At 68.4% G+C, this 15,128-nt stretch carries 15 protein-coding genes; 5 read left to right on the forward strand and 10 right to left on the reverse strand.

All coding sequences use genetic code 11. The features are described 5' to 3' along the window. Positions 1-10: 10 nt before the first annotated feature. Positions 11-1,567 (reverse strand): aldehyde dehydrogenase family protein, encoded by a 1,557-nt coding sequence (locus ABZ195_RS08895; RefSeq protein ID WP_355216774.1) that lies wholly within the window; start codon positions 1,565-1,567, stop codon positions 11-13. Beyond that, the gene (locus tag ABZ195_RS08900; protein WP_355216776.1) at positions 1,564-2,790 is read right to left on the reverse strand and encodes a VOC family protein; all 1,227 of its coding nucleotides are present in this window, start codon (positions 2,788-2,790) and stop codon (positions 1,564-1,566) included. Before ABZ195_RS08900 ends, ABZ195_RS08895 begins: the two co-directional genes overlap by 4 nt. Before the next feature lie 30 nt (positions 2,791-2,820). Here ABZ195_RS08900 and ABZ195_RS08905 point away from each other — a divergent pair, with 30 nt between their 5' ends. After that, a complete protein-coding gene (locus ABZ195_RS08905) occupies positions 2,821-3,279 on the forward strand; it encodes an Lrp/AsnC family transcriptional regulator (protein ID WP_355216777.1) in 459 nt (152 codons plus the stop codon). 52 nt (positions 3,280-3,331) lie between these two features. Beyond that, positions 3,332-4,684: an L-lysine 6-transaminase gene (gene lat / locus ABZ195_RS08910; protein WP_355216779.1), complete on the forward strand. Its 1,353-nt coding sequence runs from the start codon at positions 3,332-3,334 to the stop codon at positions 4,682-4,684. 7 nt (positions 4,685-4,691) lie between these two features. Here the strand turns inward: lat and ABZ195_RS08915 are convergent, their stop codons facing one another. The 4 genes from ABZ195_RS08915 to ABZ195_RS08930 form a co-directional block, all read right to left on the reverse strand. Then, positions 4,692-5,255, reverse strand: a complete 564-nt coding sequence (locus tag ABZ195_RS08915; protein ID WP_355216780.1) for a restriction endonuclease — start codon at positions 5,253-5,255, stop codon at positions 4,692-4,694. A gap of 60 nt (positions 5,256-5,315) precedes the next feature. Further along, positions 5,316-7,919 (reverse strand): molybdopterin cofactor-binding domain-containing protein, encoded by a 2,604-nt coding sequence (locus ABZ195_RS08920; protein WP_355216782.1) that lies wholly within the window; start codon positions 7,917-7,919, stop codon positions 5,316-5,318. Then, positions 7,916-8,749, reverse strand: a complete 834-nt coding sequence (locus tag ABZ195_RS08925) for an FAD binding domain-containing protein (protein ID WP_355216784.1) — start codon at positions 8,747-8,749, stop codon at positions 7,916-7,918. The genes ABZ195_RS08920 and ABZ195_RS08925 overlap by 4 nt, the downstream gene beginning before the upstream one ends. Positions 8,750-8,888: 139 nt before the next feature. Then, positions 8,889-9,119 carry a CsbD family protein gene (locus ABZ195_RS08930; protein WP_355216786.1) on the reverse strand — a complete coding sequence of 77 codons (231 nt, stop codon included), beginning with the start codon at positions 9,117-9,119 and terminating at the stop codon, positions 8,889-8,891. Positions 9,120-9,531: 412 nt separating this feature from the next. Here ABZ195_RS08930 and ABZ195_RS08935 point away from each other — a divergent pair, with 412 nt between their 5' ends. Beyond that, positions 9,532-9,966: an ATP-binding protein gene (locus tag ABZ195_RS08935; protein ID WP_355216787.1), complete on the forward strand. Its 435-nt coding sequence runs from the start codon at positions 9,532-9,534 to the stop codon at positions 9,964-9,966. Continuing rightward, on the forward strand, positions 9,963-10,751 hold the full coding sequence (locus ABZ195_RS08940; protein ID WP_355216789.1) for an RNA polymerase sigma factor SigF: 789 nt from the start codon (positions 9,963-9,965) through the stop codon (positions 10,749-10,751). The genes ABZ195_RS08935 and ABZ195_RS08940 overlap by 4 nt, the downstream gene beginning before the upstream one ends. Before the next feature lie 3 nt (positions 10,752-10,754). On the opposite strand, the gene pucL is transcribed toward ABZ195_RS08940, so the two are convergent. Genes pucL through ABZ195_RS08960 form a run of 4 tightly spaced genes read right to left on the reverse strand, consistent with a single transcriptional unit; the run spans position 10,755 to position 14,433 of the window. Beyond that, positions 10,755-11,654, reverse strand: a complete 900-nt coding sequence (gene pucL / locus ABZ195_RS08945; protein WP_355216791.1) for a factor-independent urate hydroxylase — start codon at positions 11,652-11,654, stop codon at positions 10,755-10,757. Between the two features lie 3 nt (positions 11,655-11,657). Beyond that, a complete protein-coding gene (uraH, locus tag ABZ195_RS08950; protein WP_355216793.1) occupies positions 11,658-11,978 on the reverse strand; it encodes a hydroxyisourate hydrolase in 321 nt (106 codons plus the stop codon). Between the two features lie 4 nt (positions 11,979-11,982). Beyond that, entirely contained in the window at positions 11,983-12,519 is a 537-nt protein-coding gene (gene uraD, locus ABZ195_RS08955; RefSeq protein ID WP_355216795.1) for a 2-oxo-4-hydroxy-4-carboxy-5-ureidoimidazoline decarboxylase, read from the reverse strand. After that, positions 12,520-14,433, reverse strand: a complete 1,914-nt coding sequence (locus ABZ195_RS08960; protein ID WP_355216797.1) for a solute carrier family 23 protein — start codon at positions 14,431-14,433, stop codon at positions 12,520-12,522. It abuts the gene before it with no gap. Between the two features lie 33 nt (positions 14,434-14,466). Here ABZ195_RS08960 and ABZ195_RS08965 point away from each other — a divergent pair, with 33 nt between their 5' ends. After that, the gene (locus ABZ195_RS08965) at positions 14,467-15,009 is read left to right on the forward strand and encodes a nucleotidyltransferase family protein (protein ID WP_355216799.1); all 543 of its coding nucleotides are present in this window, start codon (positions 14,467-14,469) and stop codon (positions 15,007-15,009) included. The last annotated feature ends 119 nt before the right edge of the window (positions 15,010-15,128 follow it).

Here is a 15,128-nt window from a genome sequence, read left to right on the forward strand (position 1 = left end):
GCGATTTCGGCTAGCCGAAGTGCACGCCCTGGGCCAGCGGCAGCTTGGAGCTGTAGTTGACGGTGTTGGTGGCCCGCCGCATGTAGGCCTTCCAGGAGTCAGACCCAGATTCGCGGCCGCCGCCGGTCTGCTTCTCACCGCCGAACGCACCGCCGATCTCGGCGCCGGAGGTGCCGATGTTGACGTTGGCGATGCCGCAGTCCGAACCGTCGGCGGCCATGAAGCGCTCGGCCTCTCGCATGTCGGTGGTGAAGATGGCCGACGAAAGACCCTGTGGGACGGCGTTGTTGAGCTCGATGGCCTCGTCGAGGGTGTCATAGGTCAGCACGTAGAGGATCGGCGCAAAGGTCTCGTCGTGCACGACGGCGGTCTGCGACGGCATCCGCACGACGGCGGGTTCGACATAGAAGGAGCCCTCGCCCAGGTCACGCCGGCCACCACCGGTGACCACGCCGCCGTCGGCCTTGGCCTTCTCCAGGGCGCCGACCATGTCTCGGTAGGAGCGTTCGTGGATCAGCGGTCCGACGAGGGTGCCGTCGGAGGAGGGGTCGCCGATCGGCAGGCTGCGGTACGCCGCGGTGATCCGCTCGACCAGGGCGTCGACGACCGAGTGGTGGGCGATCACGCGGCGCAGCGTCGTGCACCGCTGTCCCGCGGTGCCCGCCGCGGAGAACACGATGCCGCGAACGGCCAGGTCGAGATCCGCCGACGGGGTGACGACGGCCGCGTTGTTGCCGCCGAGTTCCAGCAGCGACTTGCCGAAGCGCTGGGCGACCCGCGGGCCGACCTGCTGACCCATCCGCACCGAACCGGTCGCGCTGACCAACGCGACCCGGGGATCGTCGACCAGCTGTTCGCCGATCTCCCTGCCGCCCTGGATCAGTCGGGCCACGTCCGCCGGCGCGCCCACATCAGCGGCGGCCCGCTCGATCAGCGCCTGGCAGGCGATGGCCGTCAACGGAGTCAGCTCCGACGGCTTCCACACCACGGTGTCACCGCACACCAGGGCCACTGCGGTGTTCCATGCCCAGACCGCGACCGGGAAGTTGAAGGCGGTGATGACGCCGACGACGCCGAGCGGGTGCCACGTCTCCATCAAGCGGTGGCCCGGCCGTTCCGAGGCGATGGTGCGCCCGTACAGCTGCCGGGACAGGCCTACGGCGAACTGGCAGATGTCGATCATCTCCTGCACCTCGCCGAGGGCCTCTGAGGTGATCTTGCCCGCCTCGATTGTCACCAGGGCGCCGACGTCGGCCTTGTGCTCGACGAGGAGCTCGCCGAGACGGGCGACCAGGGCGCCGCGCACGGGGGCGGGGGTCGTCCGCCACGTCGCGAAGGCGGCCGCGGCGTCGCCGATGGCGGCGTCGGTCTCCTCGGAGGTGGTCTCGGTGACGGTGAACAGGACGTCGCCCGTGACCGGGGTGCTGGCCTGCAGGCCGGTGCCGCCGGGCTCGCCGAGCTCGACGGCCGAGCCCACCGCCTTCAGCGCAGCCCGGGCTCGGTCGCGGAGCTCGTCGGCGGTGGGGAGTGCGTTCGTCTGCGGGTTGAGCGTCGGGTTGAGCGTCACTGTGCTGCTGCTTTCTCGTAGAGGTCGTACGGGTCGTGAACGTGCTGGCCGAGAGCGTCGGCCAACCAGGCTGCGTCGTAGCGGACGGCGTCGGTGGCGTCTGCCGGCGGCCGGCCCGGGGTGGGCTCGGCGTCGAGGTTGGATCGGAAGATGCCCGCCGCCGAGACGGGCAGGAAGTCCTCGTAGACAACGGGTTTGGAGGGGTCTCCGCCCTGGTAGTAGGCCAGGCCCTGGGCGGCCAGTCCGGCATGAGTCGAGGGGAAGTAGTCGGCCCAGGTCGACGCGGGGTCGGCCTGGCTCATCGCCGCGTCGTATCGCTCGCGACCGGTGCGGGTCAGCGCTACGCCGCGGGCCTCGACCTCGCCGAAGCGCACCCGCAGGGTGCCCTCGGTCACGATGCCCTCGGCGTCGCGGAACCGGCGGGGTTCTGCGAGCGCACGAAACGACGTCTGGCGCAACAGCACCTCGGGCCCGTCGGTGCGCGGTGGACCCTGAATGGCGCGCGTCATCGCCACGCCCCTGACGACCATGCGGCGGTAGAGCTCGTCGATGTCGAGCACGCGGGGCGTCAGATGGTTGACGTGGGTGGTCCGCACGCCGGCGATGTCGGCGGCCACGGCAGAAACCCGGGACAGTTCGTCGTACCACCCGGCGTCGATGGGCTCGCGGGACAGGGCGAACGCCGACACCGCTCGTGCCACGAAGTCGTCGGCCACCCCGGGTCCGCAGCCACCGTCGGCGGCGATCGTGCGCGCCGTGGCGATCAGCGCCGGGTCGAACAGCTCACGCGCGCCGAGGAATCGGTCGACGCGGGCGCGCAGCTCCGGGTCGAAGAACCGGGTGTCGGCGGTGGCCAGCATCGAGGTGAACACGCGAAAGGGGTTGTGCGCCAACTCGTCGGCCTCGATCGGCCGGAAGGCGGTGGAGACGACGGGAACCGGGTGGGAAGCCCCCCGGAGGTCGTAGAAGCCGACCGGATGCATCCCGAAGGCGGCGAACAGCGATGCGACGTCGGCGAGCTCTCGCGGGCTGCCGACGCGGATCGCACCGTGGCGTTCTGCGGTGACGCGCTCGAGCGAACCGAGGCCGTCGTCGCGCCGGTGGTCGCGGTTGACCGCGGTGCTGACCTCGACCAACGTCGTGTAGGCAGGCACCTCGGCGCCGTACATGTCCGAGAGCGCCGCCGCGAAACGGCTCCTCAGGTCCGCGGTCATGACGCTCATCCTTGGGGCACCCTGGGATAGTCTCCGGCCATGGATGCGTCCGACGAGCTCGACGACATCGACCGGACGTTGGTTCGCGAGCTGGTGGCCGACGGCCGGGCCACGCTGGCGCACCTGGCGACGAGCGCGGGCCTGTCGGTGTCGGCCGTGCAGTCCCGCGTGCGGCGGTTGGAGACGCGCGGTGTCGTGACGGGATACCACGCCCGGATCGACCCCGAAGCCGTCGGAAACATGCTGTCGGCGTTCGTGTCCATCACCCCAATCGACCCCTCTCAACCCGATGACGCGCCCGCGCGGCTCGAACACATCGAGGCCGTCGAGTCGTGTCACTCGGTGGCCGGGGACGAAAGCTACGTCCTCCTGGTGCGTGTCCGGTCGGCGCGGGCGCTCGAAGACTTGCTGCAACAGATCCGCACGGCAGCCAACGTCCGCACCCGAAGCACCATCATCTTACAGACTTTTTACGAGGGTCGCGACGTACTGCCGTAGAAAATCCTGCTAGATGTCGAGCAGGCCGTAAAAGTTCCGTTAGGATGCCGGTATGACCGCCGTCCTGCCTTCCCGTGTCTCTGCCCGCGTCGCCACGCCCGGCCACTCCGTGGCACCCGACGACGTCCGCGAGGTGCTCAGTCGCAGCATCCTCGCCGACGGCCTCGACTTCGTGCTCGACGTCGACCGATCGACCGGTTCGCACCTCGTCGACTCCCGTACCGGCGAGAGCTTCCTGGACATGTTCACCTTCTTCGCCTCCTCGGCGCTCGGCATGAACCATCCGTCGATCGCCGACGACCAGGCCTTCCGCGCCGAGCTTGCCGCGGCGGCGGTCAACAAGCCGAGCAACTCCGACGTGTACAGCGTTCCGATGGCGCGGTTCGTCGAGACGTTCGCCCGCGTTCTCGGCGATCCGGCGCTGCCGCATCTGTTCTTCGTCGACGGCGGCGCGCTCGCCGTCGAGAACGCGCTGAAGGTCGCCTTCGACTGGAAGAGTCGGCTCAACGAGGGCAAGGGCGTCGACCCGGCGCTGGGGACCAAGGTGCTTCACCTGCAGGGCGCGTTCCACGGCCGCAGTGGATACACGTTGTCGCTGACCAACACCGACCCCAACAAGGTGGCCAGGTTCCCCAAGTTCGACTGGCCTCGCATCGACGCGCCGTACCTGCGTCCCGGCGCCGACGTCATCGAGCTCGAGGCCGAATCCCTGCGGCAGGCCCGCGCGGCCTTCGAAGCCAACCCGCACGACGTCGCGTGCTTCATCGCCGAACCCATCCAGGGTGAGGGCGGCGACCGTCACATCCGCCCCGAGTTCTTCGCCGCGATGCGTGACCTGTGCGACGAGTTCGACGCCCTGTTGATCTTCGACGAGGTGCAGACGGGTTGCGGGATGACTGGAACCGCCTGGGCCTACCAGCAATTGGGCGTCATGCCCGACGTCGTCGCCTTCGGCAAGAAGACGCAGGTGTGCGGCGTGATGGCCGGTGGGCGGGTCGACGACGTCGCCGACAACGTGTTCGCCGTCAGCTCGCGGATCAACTCCACCTGGGGCGGCAACCTCACCGACATGGTCAGGTCTCGTCGCATTCTGGAGACCATCGAGAACGAGCACCTGATGGCACGCGCCGCCGAGCTCGGACGTCACCTGCTGGACCGGCTGCGGGACCTCGCCGCCGAGTTCCCCGGCCTCGTCGTCGACCCCCGCGGTCGCGGGCTGATGTGCGCGTTCAGCATGCCCACCGCGGCGCAACGGGACACGCTCATCGCCAGGCTGTGGGACCGGCGGGTGATCATGCTGGCGAGCGGTCCCGACAGTGTGCGCTTCCGTCCCGCCCTGACCGTCACGAAGGACGACCTCGACGCCGCGGTCGACGCCGTTCGGTCGGTGCTGGCCGAGCTTTGACCGATGTCTACCGGGCCGGATCGGGCGTCACCAGACGGCCGATCGTCGACCCGAGGCGTGTGAGCTGGTCCCCGCCGACGAGCACGCAGCCGTGCCGTTCGGCGAGCCGCCGGGCGGCGGGGGTGAAGTCGTGATTGGTGACGACCATGGTGTGCGCACAGTCGTGCATCGCGGCACCGGCCACGACTTCCTGCACGGCACCCGAACCGACTGGACGTGACTGTCGCTTGCATTGGATCGCAAGGCGATTGGGTCGCCGCCCTACGACCAGGTCCACGCCAAAGTCTCCGCTCGCCGCGGTCATGATGACCGAGGCGCCACTGGACCTCGCGATGCGCGCCACGTGGTCCTCGAACTCGGTACCGGTCATCGACTGCTTGGCGACGGCAGGATCCTCTCGGGCGGCCGGGGTGCGCGCACCTCGAAGCACGCCCACCAGGAAGGCCGGCAGGGCGGGCGTCAGGATGGCGACGGCCCCGCTCCACCGAAGATCGAACCCGGCCACGTACGCGGCGATCCCCGCTACGAGCGCGACGACGCCGTAGATCTTCCACGCGTAGGCCTTCGACACGGTGCGATGGTAGGCCGCCCACCCGACACCTCGAGGGGCGGCGCGTGCGCGAACTCCCGGTCAGGTGGTGAGTGCGCGCCACACTCTCGCGGGCGTCATCGGCAGCCGGTGCAGACGGGCGCCGCAGGCTCGGGCGATCGCGTTCGCGAGTGCCGGCGCGACCGGATTGTAGGGCGACTCGCTCATCGACTTCGCTCCGAACGGCCCGAGCGCGTCGTAGGTGTCGGCAAAGTACACCTCCGTCACGGGGAGGTCGGCGAGCTGCGGGATGTGATAGTTGCGAAGCACATTCGTCGTGACGGCACCGTCGGGTCCAGTGCGCATCTCCTCATAGAGAGCGCTGCCGATGCCCTGCGCGACACCGCCCTCGATCTGACCACGGCACTGCTCGGGATTCATCACCACGCCCGCGTCGGCGGCGTGCGCGGACTGCAGGATTCGCACCTCACCGGTGCTGACGTCGACTGCGACGCGGAACCCCTGCACGTTGAATGCCACCGAACGCGGCGTGCCGTCGTGTCGACCGTGTCCGGTGAGGGGCCGGACCTGCGGGCTGGCGGCGAGCGCGGCCCGCAGGTCTCGGCAGGCCCCCTGGACCGCGAGCCCGGCCACCACGGTGCCCGCCGAGCCGAACGCGCCGGTGTCGTATCGGGTTGTGTCGGTGTCGGATTGGCGGACGTGGATGCGACCGACGTCGACGCCCAGTTCGGAGGCCACGATCTGGCAGTGCACGGTGGAGGTGCCATTGCCGAATTCGGCGGTGCCGACCGAGAGGGTGACGTCGCCGTCGACCTCGAGGGTGACGGACGCGTCGGCGAAGTGACCGCGCGGCGGGATGGTGGCAATCATCGCCAGGGCCATGCCCTCGCCGATCTGCCACTGATCACCCTCGGGCGCGGGTGCCGCCCGGCCCGCGGCCAGCGCATCCTGCACGAGGTCGAGGCATTGGTCGAGTCCGTAGCTGCCGTAGGTCAGGTCCTCGTCGGCGACATGGGCGTCGGTGAACGGGTCACCGGGGACGACGACGTTGCGACGCCGAAGGTCGAACGGGTCCATGCCGAGACGCTCGGCGAGCTGATCCAGCGCCGACTCGACGGCGAAGATGACCTGACCGAGCCCATATCCACGGAACGCGCCGGAGGGAATGTTGTTGGTGTACACCGCCTGCGCGTCGATGCGCTTGTTCGGGCAGCGATACACCGAGACCGACTCGCTGCACCCGTGGAACATCACGCCCGGGCTGTGGTTTCCGTAGGCGCCGGCGTCGACCAGGACGTCGACCGACAGGGCGGTCAGCACCCCGTCCGGTCGCGCTGCGACGGTGGCGTCCACGCGGAAGGGATGGCGGCAGGGGGCCGAGGTGAACTCGTCGCTGCGGCTGAACTCGTAGCGCACGGGTCTGTTCAGTCTCAGCACCGCCAAGGTGACCAGGTCCTCGGCCAGCATTTCCTGCTTGCCGCCGAAACCTCCTCCGAGTCGGCGGGTGAACACGTGCACGTCGCCGTGATTCAGCCCGAAGACGTGACACAACTCGTCGCGGACGAGGAACGGCACCTGGGAGCTCGTGCGGATCACCAAGCGTCCGTCGTCGTCTCGCCATCCCGTGCAGCCGTGGGTCTCGAGGTGGGCGTGCTGGACGCGCTGAGTGTGCCAGCGTCCCCGGACGACTGCCCCTCCAGACCGTTCGGCGTCCGCCACCCCGGCCCCGACGTCACCGACGCCCCCGTGCACTTCGGCGACGAGGTTGCGCGTCGCGTCGGCGATGCGCGCGTCGGCGGGCTTGTCGGCGTGCAGAAGCGGGGCTCCGTCGGCTGCGGCCTCCTCGGGGTCGAACACCGCGGGCAGTTGCTCGTACTCGACGTGGATGGCGCGACAGGCACTCTCGGCGACGGCGAGGGTGTCGGCGACGACGGCGGCGACCCGCTGGCCGACGAACCGAACGGTGTCGTCGAGCACGACGGTGTCGTCGGGGTCGTCCCGGCGGTCCTCGTGGCGGGCGGTGGAGAACGTGACGGCCGGACTGTCGCGATGGGTCAGCACCAGGTGCACGCCGGGAATCCGTTGCGCCTCAGTCGTGTCGAGAGAGGTGATCCTGGCGTGTGCCACGGGGCTACGCAGCACCGCGAGGTGGAGCAACCCCGCGACGTCGTGGTCCATCGTGTACTGCTCGGTCCCCGTGACCACTCGCAGTCCTGCCGGTGCGGCGACGGAATCCCCGGTGCCACCAGCTTTCTTGGTGTTCACCGTGCCCACCAAGGCATCGGTGATCGCGCGGTATCCCGTGCACCGGCACAGGTTGCCCTTGAGGCTCTGCGGCAGATCGGCCAATTGGTCCTTGGTCAGCGCCGAGGCCGTGGTGATCATCCCGGCCGTGCAGAATCCGCATTGGAACCCGGCGGCATCGACGAACTGGCGCTGCAGAGAATGTGGTCGATCCGTGGTGCCGAGACCCGCGACCGTCGTCACCGTGCGACCAGCGGCCCGAAACGCGGGATAGATGCAGGAATGGACCGGCGCCCCGTCGACGAGTACCGAGCATGCCCCGCAGTCGCCTCCGTCGCACCCCTTCTTGACCTCGAAGTGGCCGTGCTCGCGAAGATAGGTGCGCAGACATTGTCCCGGCGTCGGATCACCCTGCAGCACTTCACCGTTGACGGTGGTCATGGGTGGCTCCCGCCCAGTTCCGCGCAGATCTGCTCGGCGAGCACCAGCGAGACACCGCGGCGCCAATCCGGGTCGCCGTGTGGGTCGTCGGTCCATGCGTCGTCGGGGATGCCCGCGTGGGCTCGTCGCACGGCGTCGACGTCGACCGACGGCAGCGTGACGACGAAGGGCCGCACCGTTGCCGCGGTGATCGACAGGGTGAACGCGCCGTCGTCGTCGACTCGGCCGATGACGACGATGCCCGACCGACCCAGTGGCGAGGGCGCCAGCTTGCGGAAGGCCGTTCGCCCTCTCAGCGCCGCGGCCGGCAGATGGACCGAACGCACGACCTCGCCGACGGACAGCACGTTGGCAGAATCCCCGGTCACGAACTGGGCGACCGGTAGTCGGTAGTCTTCACCGTCGGCGCGCCACACCAGCACCTCGCCGTCGAGGGCCGAACACAGCGAGATCATCGACCCCGCCGGAAACGACAGGCAGAGGTTGCCACCGACGGTCGCCTCGCCCCACACCTTGAACGAGGCCAGCAAGGCAGTGCAGCAGTGGTGCAGCAGCGGGGCCGCCGACCAGTGCGGGTGGGTCTGCACGAGCTCGGCCGACAAGGTCGACACTCGGGCCACGGTGCAGGTAGCGGCGAGTTCGATGCCGTCGCCGGTCACCAGGACGGGCTCCCAGCCCAACGCGGAGAGGTCGACGAGCCGTCGAGTGCTCAGCTGCGGCTCGGAGAACAGCCAGGTGCCCCCGGCCAAGACGGCGTCCGACGGCCCGATCGGCCACAGCTCGTCGCGACGCCGGGGCATGCTGATCGCGTCGACGGTGCTCAGGTCCACTCTTCGACGGTAGTCATGCCGCGCGGTGGCCGCACGTCCTGAACGCGGCGGGGTCGTCCACATACGGCGACGGGCCCGACCGGGAAGTCCGGTCGGGCCCGTTGCGGTCGAGACAGAGCTACTCCGCGGCTACTTCGCGTTACTCCGCAGCCTTCTGGCGCGCCTCGGCGGCCTCGGCGGCGGCGCGCGCAGCCTCGGCCTCGCCCTCCTTCTTCGCCACGTTCCGCTCGGCTTCGGCCTTGTCCTGCTGCGCCTCGCCTTCGCGGGAGAGGTCGTCGTTGCCGGTCACGGTGCCGACCGCTTCCTTGGCCTTGCCCTTGACGTCCTCGACGACGCCCTTGATGCCTGCTTCGGGTCCACTGTCGCTCATGGTTGCCTTTCGTTCGTGGGTGCCACGGCGGTGACGACGGTCACGCCGCTGGTGCAGGACGCACGATCGACGTGCGTCCCGCATGGTGACCTCTGCCCGGCGCGCCGGAGAGCTAAACGAAAGTGGCGTCGATTGCGCCGCCCCGACGCCAATTGCGTTGTTTTCCGCACCATTTGAGACTTCGCCGTCGGTGGGTCCGGAGTCGCCGGTGGTTTAGCCGCAGGCCCGCTGGGCACTCCCATCCGGAATGAGTCGTATCAATCGAGCGGGAAGCGGGTCGTCATCGTGACCACGAGTCCGGTGGCCCCTCGCACCCGTGGCTTCCGTCGGTTCGCATTCGACGATGGGAGTGCTGGTGGTTAGCCAAGAGCCAGCTCGGGGTAATCTCGCGGGGAGATCACATGGAGGGCGCGTGTCAGACGGTGAATACGGTCACGACAGTGGGCATCGAAGCCCGCGATCAGTCGAGGTCCGAGTCGCGGCGAAGCTAGAGAACCTGGCGGTGTTGCGGACCGTGGTCGGTGCCGTGGGCACCTATGAGGACTTGGACTTCGACAGCGTGGCGGACCTCCGCCTGGCGGTGGACGAGGCGTGCACCCGACTCATCCGTTCGGCGACACCGGATGCCACCCTAGTGCTCGTGGTGCATCCGCTCGACGAGCAACTGGTGGTCGACGTGTCGACCGCATGCTCGTCGCCCGACATCGTCGTGCCCGGCAGCTTCAGCTGGCATGTGTTGAGCTCCCTGACCGATGAGGTCACCACCTTCCACGACGGTCATGGTCCCGAGGATTCGCACATCTTCGGCATCTCCATGACGACGAGACGAGCGAGCTCGCTGAGGTGACGACGTCGTCCTCCCGGGGTTCGGCGTCACGCTCGAATTCTGAATATGCGGACGTGGTCGACATGTTCCGCACCCTGCAGGGGCTCGAAGAGGGCTCGGCGAAGTTCCTCCGCCAACGCGACTCGATCGTGGAGAGGTGCCTGCCGCTCGCCGACCACATCGCTCGGCGCTTCGACGGTCGCGGTGAGCCGCGCGACGACCTGGTCCAGGTGGCGCGTGTCGGGTTGGTGAACGCGGTCATCCGCTTCGACGTGGACGCAGGTTCGGACTTCGTGTCCTTCGCGGTGCCCACCATCATGGGTGAGGTCCGCCGCCACTTTCGCGACAACAGCTGGTCGGTCAAGGTGCCACGGCGGCTCAAGGAACTGCACCTTCGCCTTGGTGCCGCGACCGCCGAGTTGTCCCAAAAGCTCGGGCGTGCCCCCACTCCGTCGGAGCTAGCGGCCGAACTGGAGATGGATCGCGACGAGATCGTCGAGGGCCTCGTGGCTGGCAGCTCCTACAACACGCTGTCGATCGACGGTGCCGGCGGCGGCACCGAGGAGGCACCCGCGATCGCCGACACTCTCGGCGACGTCGACCTCAACCTCGACCAGATCGAGAACCGGGAGTCGTTGCGGCCCTTGCTCGCCAGCCTCCCGGAACGGGAGCGTCAAGTGCTGTTGCTGCGTTTCTTCGAGTCGATGACACAGACGCAGATCGCCGAGCGGGTCGGGATATCGCAGATGCACGTGTCACGTCTACTCGCCAAATCGCTTGCGCGCCTGCGGGATCAGCTCGAGTAGTGGCTAGGTCAGCCACCCGCGGTAAGCGTCCCACGCCGCGCCGGCGGGGGGTGCGTCGTCCCGGGTGACCGTGGCCTGGATGAGTCCGTAGGGTCGGTCGTCGGCGTTGAAGACCTCGTTGTCATTGGTCAGGCCGAATAGCGACAGGTCGTAGACGAAGTGGTGCTTGTTGGGCGCCGACAGCCTTATCTCGGCGATGAACGGGTAGGTCTCGAGCACTGCCTTGCCCATCTCGAACAGCGTCTGCTGCAACGCGCGTGACTGCACCACCGCGAACTGCTTCACCAGCGCAGCCTTGACGCCGGCGAACGTGGGCTCCCACTCGACGTCGGTGGTGGTGAACCTCCACTGGGCGACCAGCGACGTCGCCATCACGCGGTCGTGCGTCGGCTCCAGCACGGTGTACGGATCGGTCAGGAACCCGGCGAACTCAGAACCCGTCGACTTCAGGATCACCATGTCCTTGAGTCCGCCGACGACGGTCTCGCCATGCGCGTCGACGGTGACCGCGGCGGTACGGACCTCCTGGCCCTTGCGGACCCAGGTGTGGTCGTGCTCCGCTCCGTCGACGACCGCGCGCTCCCAGGCGTATTCCTCGAGTTCCACCCGAGCGCCGTCCACCGGGCCGACGTCGTGCACGAAGTGCCGGGCCAGGGCCAGCCCGTAGTCCTCGACCGACAGCAGCCCCTTCTCCTTGGCGTAGGCGTACGCGGTCTGCTTCTGGGTGTCGGTGGGCAGCACCGACGACTGATCGCCGACCAGGTGGGCGGCGCTGAAATCGCCACGCAGACAGGTGGTTACGTTCACGTCGTGAATCTGGTGACGGGGCGTGTCGCGGTAGATCCTGACCACTCGGGTCTCGGCCTTGCCGTACTGGTTGCCGCCCAGGATGATCTCGGACATCGCTCAGCTCCCTCGGTAGGTGGAATATGCGAACGGCGAGAGCAACACCGGCACGTGGTATTTGGCACCGGCGTCGGTGAGGTCGAACGCGACGATCACCTCGGGGTAGAACGTCGGGACGCCGAGTGCCGCGAAGTAGGCCCCGGTGTCGAAGTGCAGTCGGTACACCCCGGCCGGGAGGTCGACGTCGAATCGGGCTATGCGGCCGTCGTCGTCGGTGACCGCGCGGGTCAACTCCTCACCGGCGCGGTCGGAGAGCGTGACGGCGACCCCGGCCGCGGGTCTGCCGGCCGTCGCGTCGAGGACGTGGGTGGACAGGCTCATGTGGTCATCTTGCCCCGGATTCGGGCGGCGGCTCGCTCAACAGCCGCTCCAACCGCAAGCGGTTGATCTTCGCCAACTCACTGCGCATCACCCGACGTTCGGTGTCGGGGTCGTTGTGAAGGCGGTCGGTGAGGATGGCGAGTAGCTCCTCGGCCGAGCGTCCGCTGGCGCACACCAGGTACACGTAGCCGAACTTGTCGTCGTACTCGGCGTTCTTGACGGCCAACTCGGCCTTCACGGCGTCCGCGGCGGTCGTGACGGCGGCTTGTTCGCGGGCCGAGGACGCGTTGTCGACCTTGGCGCCGATCCGCGGATGACCGTCGAGCGCGGCGTCGATCTCCGGGTCGGGGAGCTCGGCCAGCACCCGGTCGGCGCGGTCGAGTAGGGCGTCGGCGTCGCGAAACGGGCCGCCCGCCAGCACTCGTCGCGCCCAGATGGGAGACGAGCACACGCCGAACAGCACGTTCATCTGCTGGCGTGTGCTGAGCCGATTGAAGCCGTCCAGACCCAGGCGTTCTCGGGGCAACCCCTTGCCAGGCATCTACTGCAATTCGTTGAGCCGGCCGAATCGCGCTGCGGCAATCGGATTGGCGTCGGCCACGAGGTCGTCGAAGCGGTAGTTCGCAATCTTGGCGATCTCGATGAGCGCGAACGCGCGCTCGGCGGCGGGTGAATTGTCGATCCGCGACCAGCCGTTCTTGAGGACCCGGTCGAAGCGTTCCGTCTCACGCGCACAGATGATCAGCGGAAAGCCAAAGTGCTCGCGGTACGCGCCGGCCAGTTCCACGACGTCGTCGTGGTCGGTGTCGTCCAGATTGGACAAGGCCACGTGGTCGACGGCCAGTGCGCGACCCGTCTCGTCCTCGGCGCCGAGGTCGTGGAAGGCGTTGAGCAGTTCGTCCTGTTGTGCGGACGTGCCCGTCAGGACGGCATCCTGGAAGGCCTCCCGAAGGGCGTGGGTGTCGGTGTAGGGGCGCTGCTCGAAGGCGCGGTCCACCGCCCACGGCACGTTCTGCACCACGTCGCCGAACACCTCGGTGAAGCGCTCCCTGGTCATCGCGTTGACCTCGTCGAGGGTGATCGACCCGCCGCCGGCCACCCGCGGGCCGCGCGACCCCGTGTGGAAGAAGACGATGTTGAGCACGATCGCGGCCACGGCACCGATGCTGATACCGCTGCCGAAGATCAGGTTCAGGCCGGTGGGCATCGCCTTGGCGAGGTCCGGGTAGGACGTAACCCACAGTGCGAGAGCAAGACTCGTGGTGACGATGATCAAATTGCGGTGATCGGTGAAGTCGACCTTGCCGAGGGTCTGGATGCCCACCACCGCGACGGTGGCGAACAAGGTGAGTGCGGCGCCGCCCAGCACGGGGTTCGGGATCGACGCGACGACCGCCGCCACCTTGGGAAGGAACCCCAGGACGATCATGATGACGCCGGCCGCGGCCACCACCCACCGGCTCTTCACGCCGGTGAGGCGCACCAGGCCGACGTTCTCGGAGAAGGCGGTGTAGGGGAAGGAGTTGAAGACGCCGCCGATCGTGGTCGCCAGGCCGTCGGCCCGGAGTACGTTGCCGATGTCGGAGGCCTTGACGCGCTTGCCCACGATCTCGCCGGTCGCAATCGTGCTGCCCGTCGACTCGACGGCCGTGATGAGAAGCACGATGATCATCGTCAGACACGCGACGAAGTCGAACTTGGGCAGGCCGAACAGGAACGGTGGCGTGAAGCCGACGGCGGACGCCTCGGCGACCTTGGCGAAGTTCATGTCGCCCAGCGCATAGGCCACCACGCAGCCGACGACGAGACCCAGCAGCACCGCGATGGTGGCCATGAAGCCGCGAAACAGGCGCTGGATGCCGACGATGATGGCGATGGTGCCCAGCGCGTACAGGAACCAGCGAATGTTGGTCGGATCAGGCTGGTGCGTGGCGGGATTGGTGACCGCGTCCAGCGCGCCGACGGGCACGAGGCACAACCCGATGATCGTGATGAGGGTGCCGGTGACCACTGGCGGGAAGTACCGCAGCAGCTTGATGAAGACGGGTGCGATCAGGAACGTGAACACACCCGCGACGATCACCGCGCCGTAGACGTACAGCAGGCTGGGAGCGCCGCCGCCGTTGGCCAGTCCGATCGCGATGATCGGGGAGACGCCGGCGAAGGTGACGCCCTGCAGCAGCGGCAACCGCACGCCGACCTTCCAGAACCCGACGGCCTGGATGATCGACGCGATACCGCAGGTGAACAGGTCGGCGGTGATCAGCTTGACGAGTTGATCGGCGGGCAGGTCGATGGCGCCCGCGATGATGATCGGCACCAGCACTGCGCCCGCGTAGAACGCGACGACGTGCTGGAACCCGTAGGTCGCGAGTTTCGGTAGCGGGAGCACCTCGTCGACCGGGTGCACGCGCTTCTTGTCGGTGAGTGGCGGGGCCGACCGTGGGGTGGACACGACTCAAGAATCGACCAGGATGAGAATGTTCGCATGTCGAGAGCTCGCTTCGTCGTCGGCGTCCTGTTGGCCGCCGGGGCCGGAACGCGCTACGGCATGCCCAAAGTGCTTGCTCGACAAGGTGAGTGGCTACGCGCCGCGGTCGCAGCCTTGGCCGACGGCGGATGTGACGACGTGGTGGTCGTGCTGGGTGCCGCGATGGTCGACGTGCCCCCGCCCGCCCGCGCGGTGGTGGCGCCGGACTGGGCGGTCGGGATGAGCGCGTCGATACGCAGCGGCCTGGCGGCGGCGACTGCGGCAGATCTCGTCGTCCTGCACCTGGTCGACACTCCCGACGTCGGCGCCGACGTGGTCAGCCGCGTGCTGGCCGCGACAGTGGACTCCGACTCGGGCCTGGCGCGTGCGACGTTCGGCGGGCGTCCGGGTCACCCCGTGGTGATCGCTCATAGGCACCGGGCGGCGCTGTCGGCGGCGCTGGACGGTGACGAGGGTGCGCGGACCTTCATCCGGAGCACGCCGGGCGTGGTCCTCGTCGAGTGCGGCGATCTCGCGACGGGGGCCGACGTCGACGAGTAGTGAGGAGACGGAAGGTGGTATACACCTCACTACGCAGGGATGGGGAGTTTCTGCCGACGGCGGCCGACATCGGCCGCCGGGGGATTGGCGCCTACGGGCGTGAGGGGCAAGGGGGGCAA

It is taken from the genome of Mycobacterium sp. NPDC006124, assembly GCF_040614235.1.
Classification (GTDB): Bacteria; Actinomycetota; Actinomycetes; order Mycobacteriales; family Mycobacteriaceae; genus Mycobacterium.

Bases quoted from the DNA above. Each gene is read 5' to 3' on its own strand.
- lat (WP_355216779.1), top strand. From the start codon at position 3,332: ATGACCGCCGTCCTGCCTTCCCGTGTCTCTGCCCGCGTCGCCACGCCC.
- ABZ195_RS08900 (WP_355216776.1), bottom strand. From the start codon at position 2,790: ATGAGCGTCATGACCGCGGACCTGAGGAGCCGTTTCGCGGCGGCGCTC.
- ABZ195_RS08965 (WP_355216799.1), top strand. From the start codon at position 14,467: ATGTCGAGAGCTCGCTTCGTCGTCGGCGTCCTGTTGGCCGCCGGGGCC.
- ABZ195_RS08920 (WP_355216782.1), bottom strand. From the start codon at position 7,919: ATGACCACCGTCAACGGTGAAGTGCTGCAGGGTGATCCGACGCCGGGA.
- ABZ195_RS08930 (WP_355216786.1), bottom strand. From the start codon at position 9,119: ATGAGCGACAGTGGACCCGAAGCAGGCATCAAGGGCGTCGTCGAGGAC.
- pucL (WP_355216791.1), bottom strand. From the start codon at position 11,654: ATGTCCGAGATCATCCTGGGCGGCAACCAGTACGGCAAGGCCGAGACC.
- uraD (WP_355216795.1), bottom strand. From the start codon at position 12,519: ATGCCTGGCAAGGGGTTGCCCCGAGAACGCCTGGGTCTGGACGGCTTC.
- ABZ195_RS08905 (WP_355216777.1), top strand. From the start codon at position 2,821: ATGGATGCGTCCGACGAGCTCGACGACATCGACCGGACGTTGGTTCGC.
- uraH (WP_355216793.1), bottom strand. From the start codon at position 11,978: ATGAGCCTGTCCACCCACGTCCTCGACGCGACGGCCGGCAGACCCGCG.